Source organism: Nonomuraea marmarensis, assembly GCF_043197025.1.
Lineage (GTDB): Bacteria > Actinomycetota > Actinomycetes > Streptosporangiales > Streptosporangiaceae > Nonomuraea > Nonomuraea marmarensis.
In genome coordinates this window covers 77,160-96,284 of the sequence record NZ_JBICRM010000017.1, presented here as the reverse complement: position 1 = coordinate 96,284, position 19,125 = coordinate 77,160, and the positions used below count along the sequence as shown (strand labels likewise).

Below are 19,125 nucleotides of genomic sequence, written 5' to 3'. Positions count from 1 at the left end.
GGGTGCCCCGGTTCTAGTACCAATTGTGCGATCTCCAGTGCCCCCAGGCGCCGCACGGCCTACCGTACCTCCCCTTGATATAAGCCAGGCCCCACCGGATCTGCGTCTCCGGGTTGGACTTCCAGTCGCGGCCCGCGCCGCGCATCTTGCCCGCGGGCAGCGCCTGCGGGATGCCGTACGCGCCCGACGAACGGTTGAGCGCGCGATGGTTCCAGTTGCTCTCCCTGGTCCACAGGTTGTCCAGGCAGCGGAATTCCTGATAGTTCCAGGCCCGCTGGACGACCTGGCCCAGCGCGATCTTCTTGTTCCTGTTAGGCGTGGCCACCGTGATCTTGGGCTGGGCGGACGTCGTCCACGTCCTTGTCCTGACCACGGGAGGGCCTTCTGCCCAGGCCGTGGCGGTGCCGAGCGCGGTGAACGCGGTGACGGAGATGAGCGTGCCGCTTAGCGCGCGTTTGCTGTCCAAATCGATCCTCGCTGTCGGGTCGCGTGCGGACAGGCGCACTTCGTCCGGCGCCCTGCCGGTCCGCGTCCGTGGCTCGGACGTGGAGGGTCCGCGCGGCCCTCCGGGATCCTGCACCGCCCGATCGTGCTGGGCGGCCCGGAGGGCTCCGCGACGTGTCCTCTAGCACGATTCCTATTACGCTCCGTCACCGCGGGTCATACATCTCGACACGCGAAGGACAGGTGTTTGTGTGATCGTTGCGGATAAAAGGCCCTCTCGCTGGGCCGGGATTGCCCGGTCCGCCGGGTATATGGGGGCGGCTTGCCGGAAAAAGCAGGTGAGCCTGGGGTTTGGCTCAGTGCCAATGGTGGGATTGGACGAGCGCCAACGCGCGACACCGCTGCTTTGCCGAAGGCCCTGACTCGTTCTGTAGGGTCAGTCCCATGACCCTCAGCGACATCCCACTGCGCACCCTTGAGGACACCCCCACGACGCTCGCGGATCTGGCCGCCGACAAGGCCGTCCTGATCGTGAACGTGGCATCGAGATGCGGCCTGACCCCGCAGTACACCGCCCTGGTGGACCTCCAGCAGCAGTACGGCGCCCGCGGCTTCACGGTGATCGGCGTGCCCTGCAACCAGTTCGGCGGCCAGGAACCGGGGACGGCGGAGGAGATCCAGCAGTTCTGCGCGACGACGTACGGCGTGGACTTCCCCCTCCTGGAGAAGACCGACGTCAACGGCCCGACCCGGCACCCCCTCTACGAGCAGCTCACCCAAACCCCGGACGCCCAGGGGGAGGCCGGGGACATCCAGTGGAACTTCGAGAAGTTCCTGGTGGACCGGGAGGGCACGATCGTGGCCCGCTTCCGCCCCCGCACCACCCCGGAGGACCCCGCGATCACCTCAGCCATCGAAAAACTCCTTTAGCCGAAGCACCCTGCGCGGCTCTGCGGCGTGTAGTAATCGTCTGATTGCGGTATGTAATCCCCGGACCTTGGCCTGATTGTCCGCAGGGAGCTCGTAATGACGATCAATCCGTACGCAGCATCGCCGTTCAGCTACGTCACCGAGCCGTCCTCGGCGCCGTACTCGATCGTCGAGTTGATGCCCGGCGTCCGCAACCTGTGCGACTACGTGCGGCTGACCCCCGGCGAGCGGGTGTTGCTGCTCATGGAGCACACCGTCGACCCGGTCGTCGTGCAGGCCATCGCGGCGGCGGCGGCGTTCCAGGACGCGGAGGTCCGGATCCTCTCCGTGGCGCCGTTCAGTCCTGGTGGGTGGGACAAAGAGGCGTCGCTCGACATCGAGACGGCCGCGTTCCGTGAGGCCGACGTGGTGATCAGCGGCACCTGGTGGGGCGAGGTGCACACGGCGCCGCTGTTCTTCGACCAGATCAAGTCCCGTTCGTCCCGTTTCCTGTCCCTGCATATGACCGCCACGGCCGGCGCGCTGCTCACCGGAGGGCGCCTGCCCGCCAAGGTCTTCTACGCGCTGCTGCGCCGCGCGCTGCGGCAGTTGTCGGCGGCCCGGACGATCCGGGTGACGTCGGCGCGGGGGACCGACGTGACGTTCTCCGGGATGGCGTTCGACCCCGATCCCGGCGCGTTGCGCCCCGGCGACTGGCGGCCGTTCCCGTACGGGGGCGCCAACTTCTGGCCGACCGACACCGAGGGCGTCATCATGGTCGAGGACAGCACGGTCACCGGCGTGCCGGAGGAGTCCCTGCGCCTCACCTTCGAGGGCAACCTGGTCCGCAAGATCGAGGGCGGGAGGGCCGCCGAGCAGCTGAGGCGGTACGCGCCCGGCGGCTTCTACCTGCGGCACGGCCTGATCGGGCTGAACCCGAAGGTGCGGGTCGCGGGCGGGACCCAGTTCGAGCGGGAGAAGCACGCAGGGGCCTTCTACTGCGGCATCGACGGCCTGACCGACGGCATCCCCGACAAGACGGGGCCCGGCTTCGCGCACTGCGACTGCCAGGTCGACCGGCCGACGGTGCTGGTGGACGACGAGTTGTTCATCGAACGCGGCCGGCTGCTGATGCTCGACGAGCCGGAGATCAGGGAGGTGGCGGCGCAGTTCGGGCCGCCGGACGTGATCCTCGACGACAACCCGGTCATGATCCTGCCCCGCCGCTACACGGGGCCGGGGGTCCGCTGACGGCTACTCCCGAGCCCCGGCCTCCTAGCGGTGGGGGCCGCAGCTGCCTCTGATGATGAGTTCGGTGGGCAGGATCACGCTGCGGGGTTTCCTGGTGCCCGCGCGCAACACCAGCTCCGCCGCCCGGTAGCCCATGTCGCGGCCAGGCTGGGCGATCACCGTCAGGGGCGGCGCGCACAGCTCGGCCCAGGGGACGTCGTCGTACATCACCAGCGACACGTCCCTCGGCACCCGCAGGTCCAGCTCCCTGGCCGCCAGCACCGCCGCCTCGCCCAGGACGTTGCCCCCGGCCACCACCGCCGACAGGTCCGGGCGGCTCTGGAAGAGGCCCGAAGCGGCGGCGTACGCGGAGTCGCGGCTGCCGGTGCCGAACACGACCAGTTCCTCGTCCACCGGCGCGCCCACCGCCTCCCGGAAGGCGGCCACCCGCCGGTCCTGGCCCGGGCCGCCGAGGAAGGCGATGCGCCTGTGGCCCAGGCCGCGAAGGTAGCGGACCGCCGTACGGATGCCTGCCCTGTCATCCGCCACCACGGCCGGGACGTCCAGCGGGCGGGTCTGGGGAGCGGGGGAGAGGCCGTCCAGGAGCAGGAGGTCCTTGACGGCGGCCACCCCCGGGTCCTCCTGGAGCGACAGGGCGGGGAGGCGGTCGGCGAAGACGACCGTCATGCCCGCGCGGATCGCCGGGCTCCAGGTTTCCGCGTCTCCCGACGGGACGGCTATCAGGCGGTCTACGCTCTGTTCGAGGAGCATGCCGATGAGGTCGGCCTCCTGCTCCGGGTCGCCGCCGGTCGAGCCGAGCATGACCGGCTCGCCGGCCGAGCGGGCGCAGGCCAGGACGCCTTCCGACAGCTGGCCGTAGAAGGTGTCGGTCAGGTCGGGGACGAGCAGGCCGATGCCGCCCGTGCGGCGCTGGCGCAGGTTGCGGCCCAGGGCGCTGGGGCGGTAGTCGAGCTGGGCGGCGACGGCCAGGACGCGTTCCCTGGTGTGCGGGCTGGCCGAGCCGCCCGACAACACCCGGGACACGGTGGCGACGCCCACGCCGGCCGCCTCGGCCACATCCTTGATCGTCGCCCGCCTGTCCATGGAAACGATTCCATCATGGTTCCGGGAAAACGGGAAGACTCCCGCGCCCACAACGGCTGGTCACACGGCAACCCTTGACACCGATGTCCGTTTCGGGTGAGATGCTTGAAAACGTATCCACGTAAGTGGGGACACGGTAACAACGTCCGGGCTACCGCCCTGGAGCGCGAAGGAATGTCATGGCATCCATCGTTCTGACGAACGTCGACAAGGTCTACGCCGGTGGCGTGAAGGCCGTGAACGGGCTCAACCTTGAGATCAAGGATGGGGAGTTCATGGTGCTGGTCGGCCCGTCCGGTTGCGGTAAGTCGACCGCGCTCCGGATGATCGCGGGCCTCGAGGACATCAGCGGCGGCGAGATCTCCATCGGCGAGAAGGTGGTCAACCATCTGCCGCCCAAGGACCGCGACATCGCGATGGTCTTCCAGAACTACGCGCTCTATCCCCACATGACCGTCGAGGAGAACCTCGCGTTCGGCCTCAAGCTCCGCAAGATGCCCAAGCCGGAGATCCAGAAGCGCGTCGGCGAGGCCGCCAAGATGCTCGGCCTGGACACCTACCTGAAGCGCAAGCCCGCCGCCCTGTCCGGTGGTCAGCGCCAGCGCGTCGCCATGGGCCGCGCCATCGTGCGTGAGCCGCAGGCATTCCTCATGGACGAGCCGCTGTCCAACCTGGACGCCAAGCTCCGTGTCTCCATGCGCGCCTCGCTCAACACCCTGCACGAGCGCCTCGGCGTCACCACCGTGTACGTCACTCACGACCAGGTCGAGGCCATGACCCTCGGCGACCGGGTCTGCGTGTTGCGCGACGGCCTGCTGCAGCAGGTCGACACCCCGCAGAACCTGTTCGACAAGCCGGTCAACCTGTTCGTGGCCGGCTTCATGGGCTCGCCCTCGATGAACTTCGTCACCGCCGAGCTCGTCCGCGACAGCGGCGCCGCCGTCACCTTCGCCGACGTCAAGCTGCCGATCCCCGACTCGACCTTCTCCGACAAGCCGGGCCTCGACCAGTACATCGGCAAGAAGATCATCCTCGGCATCCGCCCGTCGGACTTCGAGGACGCCACCTCCGCCGGCACCCACGCCAACGGCTGGGCCACGCTGCCCGTCAAGGCGGAGGTCACCGAGGAGCTGGGCTCCGAGATCAACGTGCTGTTCCTCATCGACGCCCCGCCCGTCGAGCACAAGGACACCGTCGCCGCCGCCGACACGGGTGACGACGAGGAGGCCGCGCTGCCGCTGGTGGGCGACAAGTCCCTGTGGACCGCCCGGGTCAACGCCCGCAGCCACGTCCGCCCCGGCCAGAGCATCGACCTGGTCCTGGACACGCACAACCTGCACTTCTTCGACCCCGCGTCCGGCCTGGCCATCGGCCACGAGGCCAACCGCTAGAAGAAGTCTGCACTGGTCCCGGCCGTCGAGCTCGCTCACGGCCGCTCGGGCCCCCACCGCGACCCCCTCCCGCGGTGGGGGCCCGTTCCTTTTCCGGTACGGCCTCAGCGCCCGATCCTGGCCGACACGCGGGCCTGCACGCTCCGCGGGATGAGCCGGCTGAGCGCCACGATGGCCTTGTAGCGCAGGCCGGGGATCGACACGCGCTTACCCACGGCCAGATCACGCATCGCCGCCCGCACCACGGCGTCGGCCTTGAGCCAGAGGAACCCGGGAATGCCCGAGGTGTCCATCGCGGCCCGCTGGTGGAACTCGGTCCGCACGAAACCGGGGCACAGCGCCATGATCTTGATGCGCGGGTTGCCCACCTCGCTCGCGGCCGACTCGCTGAAGTTGAGCACCCACGCCTTGGACGCGCTGTAGGTGCCCCGGGTGTAGAACGCCGCCATCGACGACACGTTGATCACCGCGCCCCCGTCGCGCTCCTTCATCCCCGGGAGCACGGCCAGCGTCAGCCTGAGCACGGCCTCGCAGTGCACCTTGAGCATGCGCACCTCCTCCTCGACCGGCACCTCGGGGAACCGGCCGGGGTGCCCGAACCCGGCGTTGTTCACCAGCAGGTCGACGCCGTCGCGGAGCCTGGACTCGACCCTGGCCAGCCCGTCGTCGGTCGCCAGATCGGCGGGCAGCACCTCGACGCTCACGCCGTACCTGAGCTTGAGCTGGTCGGCGACCTGGGCGAGCCTGAGCTCGTCCCGTGACACCAGGACGAGCGAATACGCGTCGGCGGCCAGGCGCCGGGCGAAGGCGGCGCCCAGGCCGGAGGTCGCGCCTGTGATCAATGCGGTAGGCATGCCTGAACCCTAACGTTCCATGGCAGGATGAACGGCGTGCGCCTCGTCGTGGCAGTGACACTTCTCCTCCTGGCGCTCCTCGCCGCCTGTTCGGCTCCCGCGCCGTCCGCCCCTTCTCCCACGAAGACGGGGATGGAGGGGGAGAAGGCGGCCTCGCCCGCACAGACGCCCCAGACGCAGCCCGCGGAGCGTGGTGAGCTGCGGTTCACGGAGATCGCCAGGCTGGCGCAGCCGGTGGCGTTCGCCGTGCGCAAGGGGGACGACCGGCTCTACGTCGCCGAGCAGACCGGCAGGTTACGCACCTCCGACGGCGACACGGTGATCGACCTGTCCGGCGAGGTGAGCGGCGGCAACGAGCAGGGGCTGCTCGGCGTCGCGTTCCACCCCTCCGGCCGCTGGGTCTACCTCGACTGGACCGACGCGCAGGGCGACACGCACGTCACCGAGTGGGCCTTCGACGGCGACCAGGCGACGGGCAGGCGCGACGTGCTCACCCAGGACCAGCCGTACGCCAACCACAACGGCGGCCAGCTCGCCTTCGGCCCCGACGGCTACCTCTACATCGCGCTCGGCGACGGCGGCAGCGCGGGCGACCCCGAGGGCAACGGCCAGAACCTGGGCACGCTGCTGGGCAAGATCCTGCGCATCGATCCGCGCGGCGGCCGGCCGTACAAGGTGCCCGACGACAACCCGTTCGTCGGCAAGGAGGGCGCGAAGGGCGAGATCTGGGCCTACGGGCTGCGTAACCCCTGGCGGTTCGGCTTCGACCGCGACACCGGCGACCTGTGGATCGGCGACGTCGGGCAGAACGCGTGGGAGGAGGTCGACTACCAGCCCGCGGGCTCCGAGGGCGGCGAGAACTACGGGTGGAACGTGCGCGAGGGCAAGGAGCGCTACCGGGGGGCGAAGGGGCGGGAGATGGTCGATCCGGTGATCGCCTATCCGCTGAACGAAGGCGGCAACTGCTCCGTGATCGCCGGATTCGTCTACCGGGGCAAGAAGATCCCCTGGTTGCAGGGGCAGTTCATGTACGGAGACTTCTGCGCCGGGTGGATCAAGGCGGGGTCCGTCGACGAGTTGGAGAGCGCGGCCGAGGTCGGCAAGGTCGACCAGCTCTCCTCGTTCGGCGAGGGGCACGACGGGGAGCTCTACGCGCTCAGCCTGCAGGGTCCGCTCTACCGGATCGAGTCTGGCTGACCCGTCCGATCAGCTCCTCCACCTGGTCGTTCAGCTTGGCGCCGCGGGCCCAGCCGGCGTAGTGGGACAGGAAGACCACCACCTCGCGCAACTCGCCCTCGGAAAGGTTCCCGGTGCGCAGGGCGGCGTCGATCTGGACCTCCGTCATCTCGTCGAGTCCCTGGCCGACGAGCAGCCCGAGCAGGAGCAGCCGGCGCTCCCTGATCGACAGGACCGTCCTCGACCAGACGTCGGCGAACTGGCGCTCGGCCGTCATGCCGAAGGAGTCGACGGTCTCCATTGCGGGTTCTGTCATCGCGGGCTCCGGGGTGTCGGAAGGGATCCTCATATCTTTCGCTACTTCCTGAGTTGAACCAATGGGGGTTGCATGAACGTTGTAGGTGCCGACCCCCGCTACCTGAGGTAAGCCGCCGGACAGGCATGCGGATTTTTTGATCTGTAACAAGTAAAGCCAATGTACGGCCAAGATTTGGTCAAGATTTCTCATAGTGCATCGGGCTCATTCCCCCTGAAAGCGGGCACAACAACAACCGTTGGTCCGTAAAGCGGAGGTAAGCCCTGGTGAAAAAGACACGGGCTTTGATCGCGCTCATGGTCGCGGTCTTCATGCTGTCAGCGTGCGGGCAGCCGGAGTTCACCTACGTACGTGACAAGGCAGGCACCACGTACTTCAGGGTGCCCGCCTCGTTCACGCAGCTCAACGCGTACCCCATCGAGCTGTACCTGTCCGGCGACCACCCGAACTCGCAGTCGGCGCTGCTGCGGGCGCAGCGGGTCTGGTCGACGGCCTTCGACCAGTCCACGGAACCGTCGGTCAACCACCTGCTCGGCTCCGCTGATCCGTTCGTGTACGCCACCGTGCACCAGCTCACCGAGGAGCAGCGGGACACGATCTCACTCAACAGGCTGCGCGACTTCGTCCTGCCGGTGACAGAACAGATGCGCCAGCTCTACCTGCAACAGGCGATGGCGACAGGCCAGCCGCCGATGTTCAACCGCTTCGAACCCATCAGCGATGAGGTTCTGGTCCTGGACGACGGAGCCCGGGGAGTGCACGTGCGCTTCAACTACCAGATCGGCAACGACGTCCAGACGTTCGACCACACCGCCATCCTCGACGAGAAGGGCGGGACGGTCTCCGTCATGCTCATCGGCTGCCAGTCGGTCTGTTTCAGGAAGCGCGCCGCGGAGTTCGACAAGATCGCGAATTCTTTCAAGCTGCTCCGGCTGCCTGGATGAGGGAGCACCATTGACCACGACCATTCATCATGAAGGGCTGCGCGCCCCCGGCAGCGGGCCCACCGACCCCGAAGCCGTGACCAGGAAGAAGATGCAGTTCTGGGATCGGAGCAAATTTCTCATCGCCCTGGTGGCGGCCTACCTCATCCTCACGTGGAAGGTGATGGCCGACTATCAGGGCATCGTCACGTTCCCCGAGGCCGCGCTGGTGATCGCGCAGGCGTACCAGTGGATCTTCTGGCTGCTCGGCCTGGAGATCCTGCGGCAGCTGCACTTCTTCGTCAGCGAGCACTGGTCGGCCTACCACCGCTTCTGGAGCCAGCGGGTCTTCGGCGGCTTCGAGCGCTGGACGCACCGCCGCTTCGACGACTGGACGAGATACCGCCTCTCGCGGGCGCTCAAGGTCACCTTCTTCGTCGTGCTGATCGCCCTGGTGCTGGGCGCGGTGCTGGACGTCAGCCCGTTCGTGGCGCTGATGCAGGCGCCGGCGCTCATCTGGCAGGCGATGCCGTTCCTGATCCAGATCGTCTTCCTGTTCTTCGTGGTCATCATCCAGTTCGTGGGCCTGTTCTGGTTCCTGTCCAGGGGCGGCGTCGAGACGTACTTCCCCGACGACATCAAGACCCGCTTCCGCGACGTGTGGGGGCAGGACCACGTAGTAGAGCGCGTGCAGGAGAACATCGTCTTCCTGGAGCGGCCCGACGAGATCGAGAAGCGCGGCGGGTACGTCCCCAGCGGCCTGCTCCTGTGGGGCCCGCCGGGAACCGGCAAGACCCTCATGGCCGAGGCCGTCGCCGGTGAGACCGGCAAGCCATATGTGTTCGTGGATCCGGGTGCGTTCACGAACATGTTCATGGGCATCGGCATCCTGAAGGTCAAGTCGCTGTTCAGGAAGCTGCGCAAGCTGGCACTCAGGTACGGCGGAGTGATCGTCTTCTTCGACGAGGCCGACTCGCTCGGCAAGCGCGGCCGCCTCGCCCAGCAAGGCCCGCCCGGACAGGGCGGCGGCTTCGCCGAGCACACCGGCTGCCACGGCGTGAACTACCTGTCCGAAGAGACCCGCCAGGTGCTGGCCTTTCGTGCCGGGCGCCAGGCAGAGGACGAGCCTGGCCGGCGCAACCGCTTCTTCATGGGCGGCGGCATGAACGGCAGCGGCGACCCCGGCACGCTGCAGGCGCTGCTCACCGAGCTGTCCGGGCTGAAGAAACCGCGCGGGTTCTTCAACCGGCTCGTACGCAGGCTGCTCGGGATGCGGCCCAAGCCGCCGCCCAAATACCGCATCCTCGTCATGATGGCCACGAACCGGCCGGACGCGCTGGACGAGGCGCTGCTGCGGCCCGGCCGCATCGACCGCATCTACAAGGTCGGCTACCCGTCCAAGGTCGGACGGGTGCGCACGTACCAGGGCTACTTCGACAAGGTGTGGCACGAGCTGACCGAGCAGCAGATCGACAAGCTGGCCACGATCACCCCGTACGCCACCGGCGCCACGATCAAGGACCTGGTCAACGAGTCGCTGATCACCGCCATCAGGGACGGGCGCGAGATCATCACCTGGTCGGACGTGCTGCGGGCCAAGCGGCTCAAGCAGCTCGGCCCGCCCGAGGACGTCGAGTACATCGAGCGCGAGCGGCACGCCGTGGCGGTGCACGAGGCCTGCCACGCCGTCGTGGCGTACGTGACCCGCTTCCACCTCGAGATCGACATCGCCACCATCGAGAAGGGCGCCGACTACCTGGGCATGGTCGCCTCGATCAAGCCCGAGGACCAGTTCACCCGGTGGAAGTCCGAGTACGAGGCCGACATCATGGTCTCGCTGGCCTCGCTGGCGGGCGAGCGCATGTTCTTCAGCGAGGACAACTCCTCCGGCGTCTCCGGGGACCTGCACTCGGCCACGTACCTGACCGCGCTCATGGAGTCGTACTGGGGCATGGGTTCCGGCGTCACCTCGCTGCCCGCGCTCCAGGAGCTGGAGATCATGGGCGGCAAGGCCATGCGCAAGCGGGACCCCGGCGCCATCGGCATCACCGAGCGGGAGCCGGCCAGGAACCAGCCCGACCTGACCCCCGACGTGCTCGGGGAGCGGATCGAGTTCAACCTCGTGCGGCTGCTGGACAAGACCGAGCAGCTGCTGCAGGAGCACCGCAGGGAGGTGCTCTGCCTGGCGCACGCGCTGGAGACGCACAAGACGCTCAACGGCGACGACGTGGTGGGCATCATCCGCCGCGAGCCGGGGCCGCTCATCGACGGCACGATCTACGCCTCCGACGAGCTCTACCAGGAGCTGGAGGAGTACCACCGGGACGCGGCCAGGGCGCACAAGGAGCACAGCCACATCGAGCGCGGCCTCCCCGGGCCAGTGGAGGAGCAGGTGGAGGAGCGGGTGGAGTTGCAGCCGGTCGCCTTCGGCGGATCCGCCATCCAGCTGGCGTCGGCTCCGGTCGTGCCGGTTTCGTCCGCGGAACAGCCGGACCGGCCCGAGTTCGTGCCGTGGGCGCCCGCGTCCCCGTCGTTGCCGGTGCCCGTGCCGCCGCCTCCCGTGGCCAGCGCGCCCACCCCGCCCGCTGCGCCGCCACGCAGGAGAGCGGGCCGGCTCTGGCTGGTCATCGCCAGCCTGCTCGGGCTCGTGGCGCTGTCCATCATCGCCGCGCTCGCGGTGACGGGCGCGGGGACGGGCGGCAACGGCGCGAACTCGGCGGGCTCGCCCATGGTGGCCTCGCCGGGGCTGCTGCTCCTGCTGTTCGTCGTGGTGGTGGCGGTGATCGTGGGCGCCGGGCTGGCGTTCGTCGCGATCAAGGGGGTACGCGCCGCGCAGGCCAAGGCCGAACGCGAACGCGATCAGGCCCACGCCCGGGCCCAGCTGCTGGCCGCGGCGATGGACCCGGACACGGCCATGCGGCTGCTCGGCTACGACGGCAACGGGGCGGATGGTCGTACCGGAGCGTGATCGACTGATCGCCTACAGTCATGAGGTATGAGCCTCGTACGCACCCTGGTCCCCGCCAGGATGGATCGCCTGCCGTGGTCGCCGTTCCACACCCGGCTGGTGATCGCGCTCGGGGTCGCCTGGGTGCTCGACGGCCTGGAGATCACCATCGCCAGCAACGTCGGGGCGTTCCTGCAGCGCCCCGACACGCTCGGCTTCAGCTCCGCCGAGGTGGGCCTGTCGGCCACGGTCTACCTGATCGGCGAGGTGGTCGGCGCACTCTACTTCGGCTGGTTGTCCGACCGGCTCGGGCGCCGGAAGTTGTTCATCCTCACGCTCGCCGTCTACCTGGTGGCCAGCGGCCTGACCGCGCTGACGTGGGACCTGTGGAGCTTCCTGGTGCTGCGGTTCGTGGCGGGCACGGGCATCGGCGGTGAGTACGCGGCCGTCAACTCGGCCATCGACGAGATGATCCCCTCCTACTACCGGGGCCGCGTCGACCTGGCCGTCAACGGCACCTACTGGCTGGGCGCGCTGCTGGCCACCTCGGCCACGTTCCTGCTGCTGCACCCGGGCGGGCCGCTGGACCCCGACTGGGCCTGGCGGCTGGGGTTCGTCGTCGGCCCGGTCATCGGCGTGGCCATCTGGCGGCTGCGCAGGCACCTGCCGGAGAGCCCGCGCTGGCTGGTGACCCACGGGCGCGAGGCCGAGGCGGAGCGGGTCGTCGCCGAGATCGAGGAGGCGGTCGAGCGTGAGGACCGGATCTCGCTGAGCCCGGTGCCCGACGAGCGGGCCATCACGGTCGTCCCCGAGCACCACGCGCCGCTGCCCCAGGTCGCGAGAACCTTGTTCAGGACCTATCCGCAGCGGTCCGTGCTGAGCGCGTCGCTGATGATCTGCCAGTCGTTCCTGTACAACGCGATCTTCTTCACGTACGCGCTGGTGCTGACCCACTTCTACGGCGTTCCGGCCGGTGAGGTGCCGAAGTACATGTTCGCTTTCGCCGCGGGCAACCTGCTCGGGCCGCTGATCCTGGGGCGCCTGTTCGACACCGTGGGGCGCAGGCAGATGATCGCGGGCACGTTCATCACGTCGGGGCTGCTGCTGGCGGTGACCGGGTGGTTGTTCAAGGAGGGGCTGCTGACGGCCACCTCGCAGACGGTCCTGTGGTCGATGATCTTCTTCATTGCCTCGGCGGCGGCCAGCTCCGCCTACCTGACGGTCAGCGAGATCTTCCCGATCGAGATGCGGGCCCAGGCCATCTCGTTGTTCTTCGCGCTCGGGCAGGTCGCGGGGGCGTTCGGGCCGACGGTCTTCGCCTCGCTCATCGGCGACCAGGCGCATCCCGATCCGGGGCGGCTGTTCTACGGCTACTGCTTCGGAGCGGCCATGATGATCTTCGCCGGGGTGGTGGAGATCGTGTTCGGGGTGAAGGCGGAGCGTGCCGCTCTGGAGGACATCGCGGCGCCGCTGACCGCCAGGAAGGCTTAATCGTGCTCCTCGTGGGCGTGCTCCACGTCCAGGCGCTCCCGCGCGCCTCCCCTCTCGTATCCTCGCTGGTGGTACCCGATCAGGGAGCCCCCACGCCGTCGCTCGAGAAAGGGCATCGTGTCTCAGCACCACGTCATCGTCGTCGGCAGCGGCATCGCCGGGGCGAGCGCCGCCTTCGCGCTGGCCCGCCGCGGGTCGGCCGTCACGGTCGTCGACTCCGCCCTCACGGGGCAGGCGACGGCCGCCAGCGCGGGCATCATCTCTCCCTGGGCCTCGACCGCCGAAGGCCCCGCCTACGAGCTGTACGCGGCGGGGACGGCCTACTACCCCCGCGTCGTCGAGCTGCTGGCGGAGGCGGGCGTCGAGCGTACCGACTACCGTCGCACCGGCGCCCTGCTCGTCAGCGCCGACCCGGCCAGGCTCGCCGAGGCGCAGGCCCGCGTCGAGGCCCGCGCCCGCACGGCCGGCGCCATCGTGGGGACCATCCGGCGCATCGGCAACGACGACGTGCGAGCCCTGGTGCCGGTCCTCGCGTCCGACCTGGAGGGCGTCTACGTCTCGGGCGGCGCCCGGGTGGACGGGCGCACCATGCGCGACGCGTTGCTCAACGGGGCGGCGCACTACGGCGCGGTCACCGTGTCAGGGCAGGCCCGCCTGCGCCCGCAGGGTGCCCCACAGGTCGAGGTGGGCTCCCAGGTGCTGGAGGCAGACGACGTCGTGGTCGCGGCGGGTGCCTGGGCGAACGAGCTGCTCGAACCGTACGGCGTGCGCCTGGCCGTCGAGCCGCAGCGCGGGCAGATCACGCACCTGCGGCTGGACGGCGTCGACACGAGCGGCTGGCCGTCCGTGAACCCCCTGTCGCACCACTACCTGGTCGCGTTCGACGACTCCAGGGTGGCGGTCGGGGCCACCCGCGAGACGGGCAGCGGTTTCGACGCCCGCGTGACGGCCAAGGGGCAGTGGCAGGTCCTGTCCGACGCGCTCGGGATCGCGCCCGGGCTGGCCGAGGCGACGCTCATCGAGACCCGCGTCGGGTTGCGGCCGCTGCCCGGGACCGGCCTGCCGATCGTCGGCACGCTGCCGGGGGCGGCCCGGGTGCACGTCGTGACAGGGTTCGGCGCGGCAGGGCTGACGATGGCGCCGCTCACGGGCGACGCCCTGGCCACGTCGATCCTGGACGGCAGGACCCCGGCGGAGATCGCCGCGTTCGCGCCCTAGACCTGTACGTCGAGGCGGCCGATCGGCTCGACCAGCTCCTCCTCCTCGTACGCGAAATGCGACGACAACACGGCCGCCAGCCGCTCCGCCCCGGCCCTGACCTGGTCGATCCCCGCCGGGTTCGCCAGCAGTTCCACGCACGCGTCGTCGAGGCGGGCGAGCAGCTCGGCGATCACCTCGTGCTCCTGCTCCAGCTTCTTGATCACGGGGGCCAGCGTGGAGTCGCGCTCCAGGATGGCCGGGAACAGGGACTCGTCCTGGACCGTGTGGTGCACGGTCAGCAACCGGCAGAACGTCGCGCAGAACCCGCCCAGCGTCCAGTGGTTCTGCCGCACGCTCAGCCGGTCCAGCGCAGACCGCGGCGCGCCCGTCGCCACCTGGTCGACCGCGTCCTGGACCTGCCGCAGCTCCCGCCGGTAGCCGTCGTGCACCTCGACCAGGTGCCGCCCGAGCCGCCGCTGCTCCGGCGTGAGCGCCGCCGGATCGTGCCTGGGCGCCCGCGGCCGTCCCGCCTCGTCCAGGTCCGCGAGGGTGACCGGCCGCTCGACCGGCGCGGGCCGCCCGCGCTCCTTGGCCACGGCCTCGCGTACGGCGGGCGCCACCTCCTCGGCGAACGTGCGCAGATCCCGCTCCGCCTCCACCCCGGGCGCCAGCACGAACCCGCTCATCCCCACCCCGAACACCAGCTCGGTGAGCTGCTCGGCCCACAACCCGGCGGGACCGTCGAGGAACCCCGGTCCCGGCAGCGGCGAGAACGTGCCGCCGATGTTGTAGACCTTGCGGATCTCCGCAGGGTCGCGCCCGGCGTCCTGGGCCGCCGCGTCGAGCACCTTGGCCTGCGCCGCCACCGCCTCGGGCGGGCTGTAGAAGGAGGAGGACAACCAGCCGTCGCCCATCCGCCCGGTCAGCTCCAGCATCCTGCGCTTGATCGCGCCGATCCAGATGCCGATCGGGTGCGCGGGGAACGGCCCGGGCCGCGCGCCGCCGAGCCGGTAGTGCGTACCCTCGAACACCACGGGCTCTCCCGGCGTCCACAACGCCCGCACCACCGTGATGGCCTCGGCCAGCGCCTCGATCGACTCCCGCGGCGCGAGCCGGCGCCCGCCCATGGCCGCGATCGCGTCCCAGAACGCGCCCGCGCCCAGCCCGAGCTCGACCCGGCCGCCGCTGAGGAGGTCGAGACTCGCGGCCGCGCGAGCGAGCACCGCGGGCGGGCGCAGTGGCAGGTTGATCACGTCGGGGACCAGCCGGATGCGCTCGGTGCGCTGCGCGATCGCGGACAGCAGCGTCCAGGTGTCCAGGAAGTCCGGCTGGTAGGGATGGTCCTGGACGCCGACCAGGTCCAGGCCCAGCCGGTCGGCCAGCATGACGTGGCGCAGCAGCCGGTCGCGGCCCGCGGCCTCAGGCGAAAGGAACGCGCCGAACCACAGATCGTGCATGTGAATCCCCCCGAGTCGATGGTCGCACGGCGCCCCGGACCCGGGACGGCTGGGCGGCGTCTTACGAGCGGCCCGGATTGCGGGGAAGACGGCCCGAACGTCATGCTCACCGTCGAAGGTGACGGCACTGTGCGGGAAAGTTGACCCCATTACGCCTCGTGATTAACACGGCGTTCACATTCGGGCAAAAACCGGGAAACGGCCATCCATAAGACTCGGCGTGGCCTGAGAAGATCCCCGAAAGGACCGACGTGAGCTACAAGGCTGAGTACATCTGGATCGACGGCACCGAGCCCACCGCTCTGCTGCGCTCGAAGACGAAGATCCTGGCTGACGGGGTCGAGCCTCCGGTCTGGGGCTTCGACGGCTCCAGCACCAACCAGGCCGAGGGCCACTCGTCGGACCGCGTGCTCCGCCCGGTCTTCACCTGCCCCGACCCGATCCGCGGCGGCGCCAACGTCCTGGTCCTGTCCGAGGTCGAGGAGATCAACGGCGACCCGCACGCCAGCAACACGCGCGCGCTGCTGCGCCCGATCGCCGAGCGGTACGAGGCCCAGGAGTCGTGGTTCGGCATCGAGCAGGAATACACGTTCTTCAAGGGCAGCCGCCCGCTCGGCTTCCCCGACGGCGGTTTCCCGGCCCCGCAGGGCCCCTACTACTGCGGTGTCGGCGCCGACGCCATCTTCGGCCGCGAGATCGTCGAGCTGCACCTCGACCGCTGCCTCGCCGCCGGCCTGAAGATCTCCGGCATCAACGCCGAGGTCATGCCGGGCCAGTGGGAGTTCCAGATCGGCCCGGCCAGCCCGGTCGAGACCGGCGACCACATGTGGGTGGCCCGCTGGCTGCTCTACCGCACGGCCGAGGAGTTCGGCGTGGAGGCCACGCTCGACGCCAAGCCCGCCCGTGGCGACTGGAACGGCGCCGGCGCGCACACCAACTTCTCCACCAGGGCCATGCGTGAGGGCTACGACGCCATCATCACCGCCTGCGAGTCGCTCGGCGAGGGCGACAAGCCGATGGAGCACATCACCCAGTACGGCGTGGGCATCGAGAGCCGGCTGACCGGCGCCCACGAGACCGCCCCGTGGAACAAGTACAGCTACGGGGTGTCCGACCGGGGCGCCTCCGTGCGTATTCCGTGGCAGGTCGAGGTGGAGAAGCAGGGCTACATCGAGGACCGCCGCCCCAACGCCAACGTCGACCCGTACGTGGTCACCCGCCTGCTGGTGAACACCTGCTGCGCGGCCCTGGAGAAGGCCGGTCAGGTCTGACCGCTCGCTTTGGTCGACGGGCCCCTCGGCGACGAGGGGCCCGTTCGTTTCTCCCGGAGGCGTCTGCGCCTTCGCCTACAGGACCTCAGCGGCGGGGCGGAGGTCGAGGCCCGGGCTATGGCAGGCGGAAGGCCAGGTCGGGCGTGATCTCCGCGACGTCCATCTGCGCCTTCTGCAGCCGTCCCGAGTGATCCCAGTTCATCGCCTGCCAGCGGGTGAACTGGTCGAGCACCCACATGCCGGACTGCCGGCTGCCGTTGCCCGACTTGCCGTTGCCGCCGAACGGCAGGTGGGCCTCGGCGCCCGAGGTCGAGTTGTTGACGCTGACCATGCCGGCTGAGATGCCCTCGCGGAAGTGGAAGGCGTGCTTGGGGTCGGTGGTGTAGATGGAGCTCGACAGGCCGTAGCCGGGGAGGTTGGCCAGCTCGATGGCCTCGTCGAGGGTCCTGAACGTGGTCACGCCCACGATCGGGCCGAACGTCTCCTCCAGGAACAGCCGGTCCGTGGCCTTGACGCCGTCCACGACGACGGGGTGGTAGAAGAGCCCTTGGCCGCCGTCGAAGTCGCCGTGCGGGCTATCCTCCGTGATTTTCCCGATATTTCCGGACACGACCTTGTGGTGGGGTTCGATCCAGGTCAGGTATTCCTCGTACCGATCTGCGAACTTCTGGTCGAGCAGCGGGCCCGCCAGCACGTCCTGCGCCGGGTCGCCGATCCTGGACTCGCGGACGGCCCGCGCGAACCGCTCGACGAACTCGTCGTGCACGCTCTCGTGCACGATGACCGTGCCGAGGCTGGTGCAGCGCTGCCCGGCCGTGCCGAAGCCGGAGAACAGCGCGCCCTCGACGGCCAGGTCCAGCTCGGCGTCCGGCATGATCACCATGGGGTTCTTGCCGCCCAGCTCCAGGCAGGCGGACTGCAGGTGCCGCCCGGTCAGCTCGCCGATCTTCCGGCCCACCTCGCTGGAGCCGGTGAACCCGACCTTCTGCACGCTGCCTTCGCCGAGGGCCAGCTCCAGGCCGCCGAACGTCTCGGCGCCGTCGGCGAAGACGATGTTCAGCACACCGTCGGGCAGCCCGGCGGCGACGAAGAGCTGGAACATGGCGTGCGCGGAGGCGGCGGCGTACTCGGCGGGCTTCCAGACGACGGCGTTGCCGCAGAGCAGTGCCGGGACCAGGTACCAGGAGGGCACGGCCACCGGGAAGTTCCCCGCGGTGATCACCGCTGCCACCCCGATCGGGTTCCTGAACGTGAACAGGTTCTTGTCCGGCATCTCCGACGGGACCGTCTGCCCGTACAGCCTGCGGCCTTCTCCCAGGAAGAAGTCGCACGTGTCCACGATCTCGCGTACCTCACCGAGCGACTCGGCGTACGGCTTGCCGATCTCCTCGGTCACCAGGCGGGCCAGCCGCTCGGCGTTGGCCTCGACCAGCCGCCCGATGGAGGCGATCACCCGCCCGCGCACGGGCGCGGGCACCTTGGCCCACTCGCGCTGGGCGTCCTTGGCGGTGCGGCAGGCGGCGGCGAACGTATCGGCGTCGGCCAGCCCGACCCGCGCCACGACCTCGCCGGTGCGGGCGGGATTGGTCGACTCGTACGTGTCGACGGCCGCGGCCTCCTTGCCACCCACAACTGAAACGATCTGACGGCTCACCGGTGTCCTCCTCATAGTTCCTCCCGACAGACAATCATCTCGCCGGAAAAAACCCAAGAAACAGCCGGTCAGCACCGCGTCGATCGTGTGCCGCGCGTTCCTTCAAGCGGTGAAGTCGGCGAAGTCGAAGCCCGGGGACACGATGCAGCTCACCAGCACGGGCTCGTCGGTCGCCGGGCGGGCCGACTGCCACACCCCGCCGGGCACCAGCGCCTGCGGCACCTCCCCGTCCTCCACCCGTGACCCCAGCATGATCGTGGAGTCGCCGATCGTCAGGCTCAGCGGGCCGCCGCGGTGCCACAACCAGACCTCGTCCGAGGTGACCATGTGCGGGACCGACTCCTCGCCCGGGTGCAGGAGGAAGTAGATGCCCGTGGCGCTGGCCCGCGGCCCCTGGTACCCGTCCGGCTGGAACGTCACCGGCGATCTCCAGGTTTCCCTGAACCAGCCGCCCTCCGGGTGGGGGAGGAGGTCGAGGGCGGCGGCGATGGGCGGGCGTTCGACGTAGGCGACCGGGGCGCCCGTGACATCCCGGCGCAGGAAACGGGTGCCGTCCAGGACGAGCTGGCCGTCGAGCGGGCTGGCCAGGGCCGCGGCCTCGTCGGGTACCTGGATGGACGGGCCGTTGGGGTAGATCCGTAGCTCCACGCGGGAAAGTTTATGACGATAAGTCAGGACGACTCCGGTGCGCCCCCACGCCGAGACGCGTCCGCGCACAGGGTTCCCCGACTGGCGGCGAAATGTCGGTCGGGGTGGCT

General features: G+C 69.5%; 16 protein-coding genes. 9 read left to right on the top strand and 7 right to left on the bottom strand.

Going from position 1 to position 19,125, the window contains the following annotated elements:
• Window positions 1-13: 13 nt before the first annotated feature.
• On the bottom strand, window positions 14-466 hold the full coding sequence (locus tag ACFLIM_RS26680) for an aggregation-promoting factor C-terminal-like domain-containing protein (RefSeq protein WP_393169944.1): 453 nt from the start codon (window positions 464-466) through the stop codon (window positions 14-16).
• A gap of 422 nt (window positions 467-888) precedes the next feature.
• On the opposite strand from ACFLIM_RS26680, the gene ACFLIM_RS26675 reads away from it, so the two are divergent.
• Window positions 889-1,374 (top strand): glutathione peroxidase, encoded by a 486-nt coding sequence (locus ACFLIM_RS26675; RefSeq protein ID WP_393169942.1) that lies wholly within the window; start codon window positions 889-891, stop codon window positions 1,372-1,374.
• A gap of 96 nt (window positions 1,375-1,470) precedes the next feature.
• Window positions 1,471-2,604 carry a hypothetical protein gene (locus ACFLIM_RS26670; RefSeq protein WP_393169940.1) on the top strand — a complete coding sequence of 378 codons (1,134 nt, stop codon included), beginning with the start codon at window positions 1,471-1,473 and terminating at the stop codon, window positions 2,602-2,604.
• 24 nt (window positions 2,605-2,628) lie between these two features.
• Here the strand turns inward: ACFLIM_RS26670 and ACFLIM_RS26665 are convergent, their stop codons facing one another.
• Complete coding sequence (locus ACFLIM_RS26665) at window positions 2,629-3,687, bottom strand: LacI family DNA-binding transcriptional regulator (protein WP_393169938.1); 1,059 nt, start codon at window positions 3,685-3,687, stop codon at window positions 2,629-2,631.
• 179 nt (window positions 3,688-3,866) lie between these two features.
• Between ACFLIM_RS26665 and ACFLIM_RS26660 the strand changes: the two genes are divergently transcribed.
• Window positions 3,867-5,078 (top strand): ABC transporter ATP-binding protein, encoded by a 1,212-nt coding sequence (locus ACFLIM_RS26660; protein ID WP_393169936.1) that lies wholly within the window; start codon window positions 3,867-3,869, stop codon window positions 5,076-5,078.
• Between the two features lie 104 nt (window positions 5,079-5,182).
• Here the strand turns inward: ACFLIM_RS26660 and ACFLIM_RS26655 are convergent, their stop codons facing one another.
• Window positions 5,183-5,932, bottom strand: a complete 750-nt coding sequence (locus ACFLIM_RS26655) for an SDR family NAD(P)-dependent oxidoreductase (protein ID WP_393169934.1) — start codon at window positions 5,930-5,932, stop codon at window positions 5,183-5,185.
• Between the two features lie 27 nt (window positions 5,933-5,959).
• Between ACFLIM_RS26655 and ACFLIM_RS26650 the strand changes: the two genes are divergently transcribed.
• Window positions 5,960-7,129, top strand: a complete 1,170-nt coding sequence (locus ACFLIM_RS26650) for a PQQ-dependent sugar dehydrogenase (RefSeq protein WP_393169932.1) — start codon at window positions 5,960-5,962, stop codon at window positions 7,127-7,129.
• Here the strand turns inward: ACFLIM_RS26650 and ACFLIM_RS26645 are convergent.
• Window positions 7,089-7,424 carry a carboxymuconolactone decarboxylase family protein gene (locus tag ACFLIM_RS26645; protein WP_393169930.1) on the bottom strand — a complete coding sequence of 112 codons (336 nt, stop codon included), beginning with the start codon at window positions 7,422-7,424 and terminating at the stop codon, window positions 7,089-7,091. The two genes, ACFLIM_RS26650 and ACFLIM_RS26645, sit on opposite strands and share 41 nt — an antisense overlap.
• Before the next feature lie 266 nt (window positions 7,425-7,690).
• Here ACFLIM_RS26645 and ACFLIM_RS26640 point away from each other — a divergent pair, with 266 nt between their 5' ends.
• The 4 genes from ACFLIM_RS26640 to ACFLIM_RS26625 all read left to right on the top strand — a co-directional run bounded on the left by ACFLIM_RS26640 (window position 7,691) and on the right by ACFLIM_RS26625 (window position 14,003).
• Window positions 7,691-8,368 carry an LptM family lipoprotein gene (locus tag ACFLIM_RS26640; RefSeq protein WP_393169928.1) on the top strand — a complete coding sequence of 226 codons (678 nt, stop codon included), beginning with the start codon at window positions 7,691-7,693 and terminating at the stop codon, window positions 8,366-8,368.
• A 10-nt stretch (window positions 8,369-8,378) separates the two neighbouring features.
• Entirely contained in the window at window positions 8,379-11,315 is a 2,937-nt protein-coding gene (locus tag ACFLIM_RS26635) for an AAA family ATPase (RefSeq protein ID WP_393169926.1), read from the top strand.
• Window positions 11,316-11,342: 27 nt separating this feature from the next.
• The gene (locus ACFLIM_RS26630) at window positions 11,343-12,785 is read left to right on the top strand and encodes an MFS transporter (RefSeq protein WP_393169924.1); all 1,443 of its coding nucleotides are present in this window, start codon (window positions 11,343-11,345) and stop codon (window positions 12,783-12,785) included.
• A 117-nt stretch (window positions 12,786-12,902) separates the two neighbouring features.
• On the top strand, window positions 12,903-14,003 hold the full coding sequence (locus tag ACFLIM_RS26625) for an NAD(P)/FAD-dependent oxidoreductase (protein WP_393169922.1): 1,101 nt from the start codon (window positions 12,903-12,905) through the stop codon (window positions 14,001-14,003).
• Here the strand turns inward: ACFLIM_RS26625 and ACFLIM_RS26620 are convergent.
• Entirely contained in the window at window positions 14,000-15,442 is a 1,443-nt protein-coding gene (locus tag ACFLIM_RS26620) for an LLM class flavin-dependent oxidoreductase (RefSeq protein ID WP_393169920.1), read from the bottom strand. The two genes, ACFLIM_RS26625 and ACFLIM_RS26620, sit on opposite strands and share 4 nt — an antisense overlap.
• Window positions 15,443-15,693: 251 nt before the next feature.
• Between ACFLIM_RS26620 and glnII the strand changes: the two genes are divergently transcribed.
• Entirely contained in the window at window positions 15,694-16,713 is a 1,020-nt protein-coding gene (glnII, locus tag ACFLIM_RS26615) for a glutamine synthetase (RefSeq protein WP_393169918.1), read from the top strand.
• 115 nt (window positions 16,714-16,828) lie between these two features.
• Here glnII and ACFLIM_RS26610 read toward each other — a convergent pair whose 3' ends face one another.
• Together ACFLIM_RS26610 and ACFLIM_RS26605 are read right to left on the bottom strand one after the other, a co-directional pair.
• The gene (locus tag ACFLIM_RS26610) at window positions 16,829-18,367 is read right to left on the bottom strand and encodes an aldehyde dehydrogenase family protein (protein ID WP_393169916.1); all 1,539 of its coding nucleotides are present in this window, start codon (window positions 18,365-18,367) and stop codon (window positions 16,829-16,831) included.
• 102 nt (window positions 18,368-18,469) lie between these two features.
• Complete coding sequence (locus ACFLIM_RS26605) at window positions 18,470-19,015, bottom strand: cupin domain-containing protein (protein ID WP_393169914.1); 546 nt, start codon at window positions 19,013-19,015, stop codon at window positions 18,470-18,472.
• Window positions 19,016-19,125 lie beyond the last annotated feature (110 nt).

What these genes read in the sequence shown, in the direction of transcription:
- ACFLIM_RS26675 (WP_393169942.1), top strand. Translation starts at nt 889, where the DNA reads ATGACCCTCAGCGACATCCCACTGCGCACCCTTGAGGACACCCCCACG.
- ACFLIM_RS26670 (WP_393169940.1), top strand. Translation starts at nt 1,471, where the DNA reads ATGACGATCAATCCGTACGCAGCATCGCCGTTCAGCTACGTCACCGAG.
- ACFLIM_RS26665 (WP_393169938.1), bottom strand. Translation starts at nt 3,687, where the DNA reads ATGGACAGGCGGGCGACGATCAAGGATGTGGCCGAGGCGGCCGGCGTG.
- ACFLIM_RS26660 (WP_393169936.1), top strand. Translation starts at nt 3,867, where the DNA reads ATGGCATCCATCGTTCTGACGAACGTCGACAAGGTCTACGCCGGTGGC.
- ACFLIM_RS26655 (WP_393169934.1), bottom strand. Translation starts at nt 5,932, where the DNA reads ATGCCTACCGCATTGATCACAGGCGCGACCTCCGGCCTGGGCGCCGCC.
- ACFLIM_RS26650 (WP_393169932.1), top strand. Translation starts at nt 5,960, where the DNA reads ATGAACGGCGTGCGCCTCGTCGTGGCAGTGACACTTCTCCTCCTGGCG.
- ACFLIM_RS26645 (WP_393169930.1), bottom strand. Translation starts at nt 7,424, where the DNA reads ATGACAGAACCCGCAATGGAGACCGTCGACTCCTTCGGCATGACGGCC.
- ACFLIM_RS26630 (WP_393169924.1), top strand. Translation starts at nt 11,343, where the DNA reads ATGAGCCTCGTACGCACCCTGGTCCCCGCCAGGATGGATCGCCTGCCG.
- ACFLIM_RS26620 (WP_393169920.1), bottom strand. Translation starts at nt 15,442, where the DNA reads ATGCACGATCTGTGGTTCGGCGCGTTCCTTTCGCCTGAGGCCGCGGGC.